Source organism: Rhizobium sp. Pop5 (assembly GCF_024721175.1).
GTDB lineage: Bacteria > Pseudomonadota > Alphaproteobacteria > Rhizobiales > Rhizobiaceae > Rhizobium.
On the sequence record NZ_CP099398.1, the window covers coordinates 323,561 to 335,303 of the forward strand.

An 11,743-nucleotide genomic window follows, 5' to 3' on the forward strand; every position below is an offset into this window, starting at 1 on the left:
AATCGATGTTGTAGCCGGCAATCGCGTAGGACAGGGTCTAAAAATCGCCGCAGCCTGCAACAGTTCAGTTCTCAGCGACAAGCTAAGCTGGCGACCCATCTAGTTAAGCAGCCGCGGCGAATCCAACCGTTGGAAAAGGCGCGAGCGCACAACGTTCTTCCCTTCCTACTGATGGCGGCGATGCGACGTTATCGATGCCAACAAGATCGCGTGACGCGCCATCGCACGACTCCACCCCGCGCTGCTTGCCCGAGGTTAGCAAACAACAGCATGTGCAAGACGCCGCAGCATTGTCACCGCTTCCCCTCAGTCGAGATCCACCCATGAGAGCGATCTATCTCGACAATAATGCAACGACCAGAGTCGATCCTGAAGTGGTTGAAGCCATGCTGCCGTTCTTTGCGGATCAGTTTGGAAACCCTTCGTCGACGCACGCTTTTGGCTCCTCCATCCGCGAGGCGGTGAGGAAGGCGCGCCGGCAATTGCAAGCGCTGATCGGCGCCGAGTTCGATCATGAGATCGTGTTCACCTCGGGGGGGACGGAAAGCGACAATGCGGCGATCCTTTCGGCGCTGGAGGTGATGCCTGAGCGCACAGAGATCGTGACTTCCGCAGTCGAGCATTCAGCGGTGCTGACACTCTGCGGCCATCTGGAGAAGACGCGCGGCATTAAGGTACACAGGATCCCAGTGGATCGACATGGACGTCTCGATCTTGACGCCTATGAGACCGCCCTCACTCATCGTGTAGCGATTGCTTCGATCATGTGGGCGAACAACGAGACGGGAACCATTTTCCCGGTCGCTAAGCTTGCCGAGATGGCCAAGAGAATCGGTGCACTTTTCCACACCGACGCGGTCCAGGCGGTCGGCAAGGTTCCAATGGACCTCCAACCTACTGCAATCGACATGCTTTCGTTGTCCGGACACAAATTCCATGGACCAAAAGGCATTGGTGCACTCTATCTCAGGCGGGGCTTATCTTTCTCCTCACTGATCAAGGGAGGTCATCAGGAGCGCGACCGACGCGCAGGGACAGAAAATACGGCCGGGATTGTCGGTTTAGGCAAGGCTGCCGAACTCGCCCTGAAATCAATAGACGACGAGAGCACCCGATTAAAGTCGCTCCGAGATCGATTGGAGAACGGCATTGTCCAGCGTGTTCCAGGCGCCTTCGTAACCGGCGATAGGCTTAAGAGGTTGCCGAACACGGCGAACATCGCCTTTCAACGTGTCGAAGGAGACAGTATGCTCCTTCTTCTCAACCGCTATGGCATCGCCTGCTCTTCCGGCTCTGCTTGCTCCTCCGGTTCGCTGGAGCCGAGCCATGTCTTGAGGGCAATGGATATCCCTCATGCTATGGCGCACGGAACAATCCGCTTCTCGTTCTCGCGCGATAACTGTGACGAGGATGTCGACCGGGTGCTCGAAGTTTTACCGGGCATCGTTGAAAGGCTCCGGAGCCAATGCCGTTCCGGCCACGTGGCCGACACGAGCAGCCGGGTTCGTTCAGGGGAGTAGGAGCAGGCACGCTCATGAAACGGCAATTCCTTTTCACCGATACGACCTGCATGACGGCACCGGCATCGTATGAACGATCAGGTAAAAGCCGGGGCTCTCAGTCACATAGATCGCCGGTTCACCGCCCATGCGTGTTCGTGGAGGGGGCCCAGCGCCATATCATCTTAATCAATCTCTCGACACCATCGGTGGATCGCATCCGACCACCAGCCTATGCCGACTCCAGTTGCAACGCGACTGCCTTGCGCCTAGCCGCGTCGAACCACGCATTCCGTACGTTGCAGCTTAAGCTACGGGAGAACGATCTCGCGATCACCGCTCACGACCAGGGGGAATCTTATGTGCCGTTGCTCCGCTGACAGCAGTCCCGTCGATGTCAAAGACATCCTCAATCGGCTGAAATCTCTCTCGGCTGCGGAGGAGTTCTTCGCAGCCCTAGGGGTCCCCTATGACCCTAAGGTTCTCGATGTCTCACGACTCCATATCATGAAGCGTATGGGCCAATACCTCGCGGCAGAGGACTTCTCCCATCTCCCAGACCGGGTAATCGCTGCTCGTGCCCGTGCCATACTGGAAAGGGCCTACTGTGATTTCGCGACCTCCGCGCCGCTCTCGCACCGGGTCTTCAAGGTGCTCAAGGACCACAATCCGAACAGACCTGTCACACCCGGCCGCACCGTTGTCCCGTTAGACTCTTTCCTGAAGCCGTTCGAAAAGAAGTGAGCACGGTTGCGACACGACAATGTCGGGAAGCTTACAATTCAGTCATATGCTAGCAACGTCGGAATCGAAGCCATTTCAATGTGATAGAGAACGCCAAACGGTTGGCACGAATGATGCACGCAAGCATGTGTACTGACAAGCCCGCCACCCATAGAGGGAGGGAGTAAGAAACCGCCATGCACATAGTTATCTGTATCAAACAGGTACCGGACTCCGCACAAATACGAGTGCATCCGGTGACGAACACAATCATGCGTCAGGGAGTGCCAACCATCATCAACCCCTATGATCTGTTCGCCCTTGAAGAGGCGCTCCAGTTGCGCGACCGCCATGGCGGCGAGGTGACCGTGCTCACCATGGGGCCGCCCATGGCAGAGGACGCGTTGCGCAAGGCGCTCACCTACGGCGCCGACCGCGCCGTACTCTTGACCGACCGTCATTTTGCCGGCTCCGACACTCTGGCGACCTCGTTTGCTCTTTCGCGAGCCATCGCGAAGATCGGAGAGGCCTTCGGTACGCCCGATATCGTCTTTACGGGCAAACAGACCATCGACGGCGATACCGCCCAGGTTGGGCCTGGCATCGCCAAGCGCCTCGACCTCCTGCAGCTCACCTACGTTGCCAAAATCGTCTCTGTCGACATCAATGGGCGCGAGATTACGGTGGAGCGCCGCTCGGAAGGGGGCACGCAGACGCTGATGAGCAAGCTCCCTTGCCTAATTACAATGCTCGAAGGCACAAACGAAATCCGCCGCGGCTCGCTCGATGACGCGCTACGGGCCGCGCGCAGCCAGATCGTGAAGTGGAATGCGGCCGACGCTGGCATAGAGGACCTCACCAAGTGCGGCCTGCGTGGCTCGCCAACCGTCGTTAAGAGGGTCTTTGCCCCTCCTGAGCGGGCGGAAAAGGCGGAGCAGATCGACACCGCGGAAAAAACACCGCGCGATCTCGCGGAGGAGTTGATCGCTGGGATCTTTTTGCGCCAGCCGGCGCTCGAAAGCGAACTCGCCTTTGACGGCGAATGAAGGCAAGGAGCGACGATGTTGAGCACGAATCGAGAGAGCCCTCCTCCAGCCGCTGGCCGTGCCGCCATGAAGAAAGAGCTGCCCGATCAGTTTAAGGACCATCGGCACGTTTGGGTCTTCATGGAGCTGGAGCGCGATCAGGTGCATCCCGTCTCCTTCGAGCTGCTCGGCGAAGGCCGCAAGCTCGCCGACAAGCTGGGCGTCCAGCTTGCCGGCGTCGTTCTCGGACCACCGGGAGAGGCCACGTGGTTTGCCATCGCCGAGGCTTTTGCTTATGGCGCCGACCTGGCCTACCTCGTCGAGGCCCCACTGCTCGCCGACTACCGAAATGAGCCTTTCACCAAAGCATTGACGGATCTGGTTACTAACTACAAACCGGAAATCCTTCTTTTAGGGGCAACGACGCTCGGGCGCGACCTTGCCGGTTCCGTGGCGACGACCTTGTTGACAGGGCTCACGGCGGATTGCACCGAACTTGATGTGGATGCGGACGGCTCGCTTGCGGCGACCCGGCCGACTTTCGGCGGCTCCTTGCTTTGCACGATCTACACGCTCAACTGCCGGCCGCAGATGGCAACGGTCCGGCCGAGGGTCATGGCCATGCCTCCGCGCGGGAATAATAAGATCGGACGCGTCATTCAACACAAAGTGTCGATGATCGAGGAAGAGATCGTCACTAAGGTCCTCGGTTTCTTGTCCGATGGCCAGTCGGCGACGGCGAATCTCGCCTATGCGGACGTCGTGGTTGCTGGAGGCCTCGGTCTCGGCGCGGTGGAGAACGTGAAGCTTATGAAGAAACTCGCGCGGACGATCGGGGCCGATTATGGCTGTTCGCGCCCCCTCGTCCAAAAGGGCTGGATGCCTGCTGATCGGCAGATCGGCCAAACTGGCAAAACTATCCGGCCGAAGCTTTACATAGCAGCCGGCATTTCCGGCGCCATCCAGCATCGCGTTGGCGTCGAGGGAGCTGATCTTATTTTAGCCATTAACACCGATCCTAACGCGCCGATTTTTGATTTCGCCCACCTCGGCGTCGTCACCGATGCGATCCGTTTACTGCCGTCATTAACGGAACTCTTCACCCATCGACTGTCGCCGCACAGTCGCGATAAGCTTGCAAACTGAGGGCGCCCCATGACTGAGGAAAACTTCGACGCCATAGTTATCGGGGCCGGCATGGCCGGAAACGCAGCTGCTTACACGATGTCGAACCGCGGCATGAAGGTGCTGCAGTTGGAGCGTGGCGAGTATCCGGGCTCCAAGAATGTGCAGGGCGCCATCATGTACGCGGACATGCTGGAGAAAATCCTGCCGGATTTCCGGGATGATGCGCCTCTGGAGCGGCACTTAGTCGAGCAGCGCTTCTGGATGATGGACGACTCGTCCCACATCGGTATGCAATACCGGTCGGACGACTTCAACGAGTCGAGACACAATCGCTACACGGTCATTCGCGCCCAATTCGACAAATGGTTTTCACGCAAGGTGCGCGAGGCCGGAGCGACGCTTCTATGCGAGACGACCGTGACGGAACTCGTTCGTGATCCAAAGGGCAAGGTGATTGGCGTTCGCACCGACCGCGCCGGCGACGTGATTCTTGCTGACGTGGTCGTTCTCGCAGAGGGCGTCAATGGGCTGCTCGGCACGCGTGCTGGATTGCGTGACACGCCAAAACCGGAAACTGTCGCGCTCGCCGTCAAGGAAATGCATTTCCTGGCCGAAGAGGTAATTGACCAGCGGTTCGGCCTCCAGGCCAATGAAGGCTGCGTCATCGAGGCAGTTGGCACGATCTCTCGCAACATGGCCGGGCTTGCCTTCCTCTACACCAACAAAGAATCGATCTCGATCGGCATTGGCTGCCTTGTCTCCGAATTCGCGGCAACAATGGAAAGTCCTTATGATCTGCTCGAAAAATTCAAAAGCCATCCGTCGGTAAAGCCGCTGATCGCAGGAGCGGAAGTCAAGGAATATGCGGCGCATCTCATTCCAGAAGGTGGTTACAAGGCAATTCCGCAGCTTTTTGGTGACGGCTGGGTCGTCGTCGGCGACGCGGCACAACTTAATAATGCGGTGCACCGCGAGGGGTCCAACCTCGCCATGACGTCGGGGCGCATCGCCGGCGAAGCAATCGTCCAGATCAAGAATCGCAAAAAGCCGATGGTCAAGGAGAACCTCTCCCTTTACAAGTCGATGCTTGAAAAGTCGTTCGTTATCAAAGACTTGCGGAAATACAAGGACATGCCTGCCCTGCTGCACACCAATTCCCGCAATTTCTTCACGACTTATCCAAGGTTGCTGTCGCAGGCCGCACAGAACTTTGTGCGAGTCGATGGCACCCCGAAGATCGACAAGGAACGGGCGACCACGGGCACCTTCATCAAGGCACGCTCCCGCTGGGGGCTGTTTGGTGACGCGGTTCGCTTGGCGCGCGCGTGGCGATAAAGGAGAGATGAGATGACGGTTGCAGTGACGAACATACGCGTAGAGGACAAGCTTTACCAAAATCGATACGTGGTCGATGCCGGACGCCCGCATATCAGGGTGCGTCCACACGATTGGCCAAGCGTAAATCTGTATGCCCTCACAAGTGTCTGTCCGGCCAAGTGCTACGAATTGAATGACCAGGGCCAAGTGGAGGTTATCGCCGACGGGTGCATGGAGTGCGGCACGTGCCGCGTACTCTGCGAGGCAAGTGGAGATATCGAGTGGAACTATCCGAGAGGCGGTTTCGGCGTTCTCTTCAAGTTCGGATAAAGGTTTGCAACTCCACGATTCAGAACCAACTTGGGTTTGCAGACGGGCGCATCGGAAACTTGCAGAGGTGCGCGTTGCAGATTGGTATTAGAAATTACTATATATACATGCAAGCAAGGGTGATAAGAAACGTTAGACAACCCAAGGCCATATAATGACCCACATGCCCGCCCGACCGGTCGATGGAGCGGAACCCCTATCTGCGCTACCTGCTGGACCTATGCGCCAAGCGGGCACGCAGCGCAGCGGAATCTACGAGATATCAAAGGTACTGACTGCCCCCGCCCGGCTAGAGATTACGCTTGCCAACGTCGTGAACGTCCTCTCTTCCTTTCTGCAGATTCGATGCGGAGCAATCGTTGTTCTAGACGCTGAAGGTCAGCCCGAGATTGCCGCAACTGGCGACATCCCCCCATCCTCTCAATCAGCCGCTCGAGGCGTTATACCTAAGGCCGTAATCGACCATATCGCGACGACCGGTATGCCCTTAATCGTAAAGGATGTCAGCAAGTCCGAATTATTTCAGGCTGAGCCGCAACCGCCTTGGAGCAGCGGCACCGTCCCAATTTCTTTTATTGGCGTTCCGGTAAAAGCCGATAATAAAATACTTGGCACAATATCGATCGATCGCGTCAGGAACGACGCCGCCCCCTTCCCCGCCGACGAGGACGTTCGCTTTCTGACCATGGTCGCCAATCTGGTCAGTCGGACGATCAGGCTTCATCGTTTCCTGAACCTGGAGGGTCGGCGACCTATCGGCGAACAAGAGAGACCGGAGAAGCCGATCATCGCGCAAAGGGGCGCGCCGGGCCGACATCCACCCGTCAAAATCGACGGGATTATCGGGGATAGCCCGGCTCTCCAGCAGGTGGTTGAAACCGTCTCGGTGGTGGCGAGGACGAATTCCACCGTGCTTCTGCGGGGCGAAAGCGGCACCGGCAAGGAATTTTTTGCACAGGCGATCCATGAACTTTCCCCTCGTAAAAACAAGCCGTTCGTCAAATTGAACTGCGCCGCGCTGCCCGAAGGCGTCCTGGAATCGGAGCTGTTTGGGCATGAAAAAGGGGCTTTCACCGGGGCCATCGCGCAGCGCGCCGGACGCTTCGAACTGGCAAATGGCGGAACGCTTCTACTTGACGAGATTGGCGAGATTTCGCCCGCCTTTCAAGCCAAACTGCTGCGCGTCCTGCAGGAAGGCGAACTGGAGAGGGTGGGCGGAACCAAGACGCTTGCGGTCGACGTCCGGCTCATATGCGCCACGAATAAGAACCTCGAGATGGCTGTTGCAAACGCCGAATTCAGGGCCGACCTGTATTACCGCATCAGCGTAGTTCCAATTGTCCTGCCGCCGCTTCGAGAGCGACCCGGCGATATTCCACGCCTTGCGAACGCTCTTCTTGACCGATTCAACAAGGAGAACCAACGCGAGCTGACGTTTTCGTCGTCGGCGATCGAGGTGATGTCGCAATGCTATTTCCCAGGTAACGTCCGGGAACTCGAAAACTGCGTGCGAAGGACTGCCACCCTTGCGCGTTCAAGCTCGATCGTTTCGTCTGATTTTGCCTGCAAGAACAGCCAGTGCCTTTCGTCGCTCCTCTGGAAAACCGACGGGTCGCCCGGCGGCATCACCGTCGATGGGCATGCCCGGAGCAATGTGATGCCGACTTCATCGCCGCGCTCGGGCGGGAGCATCGGTGCGTCGGACGAGGTATCTTCCGTCAAGGCTTGTGATCCGCACGGTTCCGGTTGTCCCGCAATGGAGTCGCGCCTCACGCAACGGGACCGGTTGATCGAGGCGATGGAAAAGGCCGGATGGGTTCAGGCCAAAGCGGCTCGTATTCTCGGCCTTACGCCTCGTCAGGTCGGCTATGCTCTACGCCAGCATCGCATCGAGGTGAAAAAGCTTTAAGCGCCTGGGTGATGTTGGACCTTCTCGATCTCCAATGCCTGGTTTGGTGGCTTACGGACAACTCTTTTGTCGACTGTCGGAAGCTTGACAAGTCTGTGTCCGAACACGGTCGGAATCGGGCAATAAATGCAAATTCTTAAAGCAAATCCCGTCCTTGGGATGGCATGGCTTTTGCGTTTTGAAAGGCGACGTCAACTAGCAACGGAGCACTCAATGTCCGCACCGATGATTTCGCTTGAAAGTGCGACCAGCACGACATCCTTGGATCAATTGCTGGCGACCGCGAAACCGAGTGGCTGCACATCCTCGTCATGTGGCGTGTCCACAAAACCGGCCGACGTGGACCAGGCTATCTGGGCGAAGATCAAAAACCACCCCTGCTATTCAGAAGAGGCTCACCATTATTTCGCGCGCATGCATGTCGCGGTCGCACCAGCCTGCAATATCCAGTGCAACTATTGCAATCGTAAATATGACTGCGCCAACGAAAGCCGCCCTGGGGTCGTCTCGGAAAAGTTGACGCCAGACCAGGCGCTGCGCAAGGTCATTGCCGTCGCCAACGAAGTGCCGCAGCTTTCCGTGCTGGGTGTCGCCGGACCGGGCGATGCCTGTTACGACTGGAAGAAGACAAAGGAAACGTTCGAACGAGTTGCGGGGGAGATCCACGACATCAAGCTGTGCATCTCCACCAACGGGCTTGCGCTGCCGGATCACGTCGCCGAACTTGTCGACATGAATGTCGATCACGTGACAATTACGATCAACATGGTTGACCCTGAAATCGGCGCAAAGATCTATCCCTGGATCTTTTACCGCAACCGTCGTTACACCGGCATCGAAGCTGCGAGAATTCTGCACGAGCGGCAAATGGTGGGCCTGGAGATGCTGACCGCGTGCGGCATCATCACCAAAGTCAATTCGGTGATGATTCCTGGTGTCAACGACGAACACCTGGTCGAGGTAAATAAATGGGTCAAGGAGCGGGGGGCGTTCCTGCACAACGTCATGCCGCTTATTTCCGATCCGGCCCATGGCACCTACTACGGCTTGACCGGACAGCGCGGCCCGCGGGCGCTCGAATTGAAGGCGCTCCAGGATCGTCTCGAAGGCGGCGCAAAGCTAATGCGCCATTGCCGGCAGTGTAGGGCCGATGCCGTCGGCCTGCTTGGGGATGATCGGGGCCAGGAGTTCGCACTCGACCAGCTTCCCGGAGAGATCACCTATGACGCCCGTAAGCGCGAGGCCTATCGGGAAGTGATCGCCCGCGAACGCGGCGATCACGCGACCGCCAAGAGCGAGGCAATCGAGACAGTCAAAGCAGCCGCCGATGGGTCCCTCCACGTCGCGGTCGCGACAAAGGGTGGCGGTCGCATCAACGAGCACTTCGGCCATGCGAAGGAGTTCCAAGTATACGAAGCTTCGTCGAGAGGCATCACCTACGTCGGGCATCGCAAGATCGAACAGTATTGCCTCGGAGGCAGGGGCGAGGAAGCCACCCTCGACGGCATCATAACTGCGCTGGTCGGTATTGACGTCGTGCTATGCGCCAAGATCGGGGAGTGCCCTAAGACTAAGCTCATGGAGGCCGGGGTTCGGGCAACGGATGCTTATTGCTATGACTACATCGAGACCGCCATCGGCACCCTCTACGCCGCCAAGTTTGGCGTCGAACCACAAGCGGCGACGGCGTGAGCGCTCTTAATCCAACATCTTCAGGAGTTTAAAAATGGCCTTCAGGATCATAGCGTCCCAATGCACCCAGTGCGGTGCCTGCGAGTTCGAATGCCCCTCCGGTGCGATCAGGTTCAAAGGTGAGATCTACGTTATCGACCCGGAAAAATGCACCGAATGCAAGGGTACCTTCGAAACGCAGCAATGCGCGGAGGTTTGCCCCGTGCCGAAGACCTGCGTCCCCGCCGCACCTGCGATTTGACCTTCAGCATGGTCGGGGCTCCTGCGGAGAAGCCTTCAATGACATCCTGCAAGGAGGAATGCCCATGGGCCTTGGACGTGAACAGGAGGTCGAAATTCACAGGCCTCCACGATTTACACCCGGCGAGCGGGTGCGGGCCAGACTTCACGTAAAGAATGACGGCACCTATGCTGGCAAAAAAATTGGCGAAAATTTGGTGCGGAAGGGCGACGAAGGCTATGTGCGCGACATCGGCACCTTTCTCCAGCAGTTTTACATCTATGCCGTCGAATGGGTCGAACGTGGCACTATCGTCGGCATGCGTGCCCGTGAACTGACGAGTCTAGACAACGCCGCTGCTTGCGGCCCTGCTGAAATCGCGGGGCCCCCAACGAAGGAATAGCGACATGAAGATAATGATTCGCAGAACGAGCGCCGGCTTGTCGGCTTACGTACCAAAGAAAGATCTCGAAGAGCCGATCGTAGATGTCGAGGCTGATGACATGTGGGGCGGCACGATCACTCTCAGGAACGGCTGGAGACTCGTCTTGCCCAAGCTATCGCGGGATACGCCTCTGCCGATCACCGTCCACGCAAGGAAGATTCCTGACGAGGACTGATGCTGCAAACGAGAGGTAAGAGAAACCAGCATGAACAAAATTTTAACCTCGGACCGTCTCCTGATCATTCGCAACGGTGACGCCGAAAAAGACTTAGGCTGCTCCAGGAAGCGCTCGCTGCGGATCGGATCGTTCCCTATCTCGGTCCAGATCTCCTTCGGCTGCAATCCACGGAACCACCTGTACCGGACACCCCGGAAGCCGTCTCCGCGGCACTCAACGAACGCACACCTGCCCCTTCCAGGATACGCAGCAATATGTGGTCAGTCGCGCAGTTTATTGAACAGCGACGGCATCGCCGGACGCTTCAGGCCTGGATGGCAGAAATATTTGGAGCACCCGTGGCGCCGACCGCCCTCCACGACTGGCTCGCAACGCTGCCGCTCTCCCTTATCGTCGACGGCTGGTACGACGGGACAATGCGTGCGGCTTTCGCGAAGACCGGTCGAACGGATGTCGTCGAGATTCAGGGCGTCACGCGTGCAAACGGCGGCGGCGACATTTGGACAAAAACTTACGATCTGTCCGGGAGAGACGTCGAATGCGTCTCAGCGCCAAAGACGGTCCTCTATGCGCCGTACGGCAGTGTTATACCAGCTTCGAACTTTCTGGTGTCCGATTCCGATTACGTGGAAGTCCTAACCGAAATCGATATCCAGACGCCAATACCTGGAATGGTGAAAGAACGGCGTATAGATCGCGGTTTTCTTTTCATTGGCTGCCGCTTCAACGATCAGATGCTCCGGATCTACGCTCGACAGATCATCAAGCGCTCTCACGGCCCCCACTTTGCAGTACTTGATGCGGAAGGCCTTACCAAAAACGAGCGCCGTTTCCTTGCAGCAAGCGGAATCACGGTGGTCGACCTGCCGATCGGCGAAGCCGCGGCTCTGCTTGTACCATTTGGTAGCAAGGCGGATGGTGACCATGGCCGCACGGCTTCCGCTTCAATCTCTGTAGCGGCTAGAGTGCCGCAGATTGAAAACGTTCTGTTTCTGCCAAGTTCGAATGCCATACTGCCCACGTTTGCTGGCGTGGGGGATTGCGGGTGGGATCAATGGCGATGAGCGAGCGTGATCTTTAGCGGATCGAGGTTCTGTCGCAGGTGATCGACGGAAGATCGGCGACGACCGCAGATTACTGTTCACTCAATGTCAATCGAAGGACCGATTATGAAGAAACCTAAACCATTCCCAATACAGCGGCAGAGCCGCGGCCGGAATCGCCAGAAATAAGCCTCGCATCGGCCACCGGGTGCTCCACTCGTGCGCCAATAACAC

General features: G+C 57.7%; 11 protein-coding genes and 1 pseudogene. All 12 read left to right on the forward strand.

The window, feature by feature from the left end:
* The first annotated feature begins 323 nt into the window (after window positions 1–323).
* The 12 genes and pseudogenes from nifS to NE852_RS01580 all read left to right on the forward strand — a co-directional run bounded on the left by nifS (window position 324) and on the right by NE852_RS01580 (window position 11,430).
* A complete protein-coding gene (gene nifS / locus NE852_RS01525) occupies window positions 324–1,520 on the forward strand; it encodes a cysteine desulfurase NifS (protein WP_012489549.1) in 1,197 nt (398 codons plus the stop codon).
* 339 nt (window positions 1,521–1,859) lie between these two features.
* Entirely contained in the window at window positions 1,860–2,243 is a 384-nt protein-coding gene (gene nifW, locus NE852_RS01530) for a nitrogenase stabilizing/protective protein NifW (protein ID WP_008536550.1), read from the forward strand.
* A 176-nt stretch (window positions 2,244–2,419) separates the two neighbouring features.
* Window positions 2,420–3,268, forward strand: coding sequence for an electron transfer flavoprotein subunit beta/FixA family protein (locus NE852_RS01535; protein WP_004678528.1), 849 nt, complete (start codon window positions 2,420–2,422; stop codon window positions 3,266–3,268).
* 15 nt (window positions 3,269–3,283) lie between these two features.
* On the forward strand, window positions 3,284–4,393 hold the full coding sequence (locus tag NE852_RS01540) for an electron transfer flavoprotein subunit alpha/FixB family protein (RefSeq protein ID WP_008536549.1): 1,110 nt from the start codon (window positions 3,284–3,286) through the stop codon (window positions 4,391–4,393).
* A gap of 9 nt (window positions 4,394–4,402) precedes the next feature.
* Window positions 4,403–5,710, forward strand: a complete 1,308-nt coding sequence (locus NE852_RS01545; RefSeq protein WP_008536548.1) for an FAD-binding protein — start codon at window positions 4,403–4,405, stop codon at window positions 5,708–5,710.
* A 12-nt stretch (window positions 5,711–5,722) separates the two neighbouring features.
* Complete coding sequence (locus NE852_RS01550; RefSeq protein WP_004678523.1) at window positions 5,723–6,022, forward strand: ferredoxin family protein; 300 nt, start codon at window positions 5,723–5,725, stop codon at window positions 6,020–6,022.
* Between the two features lie 220 nt (window positions 6,023–6,242).
* Window positions 6,243–7,931: a nif-specific transcriptional activator NifA gene (gene nifA, locus NE852_RS01555; protein WP_011053431.1), complete on the forward strand. Its 1,689-nt coding sequence runs from the start codon at window positions 6,243–6,245 to the stop codon at window positions 7,929–7,931.
* A gap of 213 nt (window positions 7,932–8,144) precedes the next feature.
* Complete coding sequence (nifB, locus tag NE852_RS01560; protein WP_008536546.1) at window positions 8,145–9,623, forward strand: nitrogenase cofactor biosynthesis protein NifB; 1,479 nt, start codon at window positions 8,145–8,147, stop codon at window positions 9,621–9,623.
* Window positions 9,624–9,657: 34 nt separating this feature from the next.
* Entirely contained in the window at window positions 9,658–9,864 is a 207-nt protein-coding gene (locus NE852_RS01565; RefSeq protein WP_008536545.1) for a 4Fe-4S binding protein, read from the forward strand.
* Between the two features lie 64 nt (window positions 9,865–9,928).
* Window positions 9,929–10,246 (forward strand): nitrogen fixation protein NifZ, encoded by a 318-nt coding sequence (locus NE852_RS01570; protein ID WP_008536544.1) that lies wholly within the window; start codon window positions 9,929–9,931, stop codon window positions 10,244–10,246.
* Between the two features lie 4 nt (window positions 10,247–10,250).
* Window positions 10,251–10,463, forward strand: coding sequence for a putative nitrogen fixation protein NifT (gene nifT, locus NE852_RS01575; protein ID WP_004678514.1), 213 nt, complete (start codon window positions 10,251–10,253; stop codon window positions 10,461–10,463).
* Window positions 10,464–10,493: 30 nt separating this feature from the next.
* Window positions 10,494–11,430: pseudogene (locus tag NE852_RS01580) on the forward strand (SIR2 family protein).
* Window positions 11,431–11,743 lie beyond the last annotated feature (313 nt).

Bases quoted from the DNA above. Each gene is read 5' to 3' on its own strand.
- nifS (WP_012489549.1), top strand. From the start codon at position 324: ATGAGAGCGATCTATCTCGACAATAATGCAACGACCAGAGTCGATCCT.
- nifW (WP_008536550.1), top strand. From the start codon at position 1,860: ATGTGCCGTTGCTCCGCTGACAGCAGTCCCGTCGATGTCAAAGACATC.
- NE852_RS01535 (WP_004678528.1), top strand. From the start codon at position 2,420: ATGCACATAGTTATCTGTATCAAACAGGTACCGGACTCCGCACAAATA.
- NE852_RS01540 (WP_008536549.1), top strand. From the start codon at position 3,284: ATGTTGAGCACGAATCGAGAGAGCCCTCCTCCAGCCGCTGGCCGTGCC.
- NE852_RS01545 (WP_008536548.1), top strand. From the start codon at position 4,403: ATGACTGAGGAAAACTTCGACGCCATAGTTATCGGGGCCGGCATGGCC.
- NE852_RS01550 (WP_004678523.1), top strand. From the start codon at position 5,723: ATGACGGTTGCAGTGACGAACATACGCGTAGAGGACAAGCTTTACCAA.
- nifA (WP_011053431.1), top strand. From the start codon at position 6,243: ATGCGCCAAGCGGGCACGCAGCGCAGCGGAATCTACGAGATATCAAAG.
- nifB (WP_008536546.1), top strand. From the start codon at position 8,145: ATGTCCGCACCGATGATTTCGCTTGAAAGTGCGACCAGCACGACATCC.
- NE852_RS01565 (WP_008536545.1), top strand. From the start codon at position 9,658: ATGGCCTTCAGGATCATAGCGTCCCAATGCACCCAGTGCGGTGCCTGC.
- NE852_RS01570 (WP_008536544.1), top strand. From the start codon at position 9,929: ATGGGCCTTGGACGTGAACAGGAGGTCGAAATTCACAGGCCTCCACGA.
- nifT (WP_004678514.1), top strand. From the start codon at position 10,251: ATGAAGATAATGATTCGCAGAACGAGCGCCGGCTTGTCGGCTTACGTA.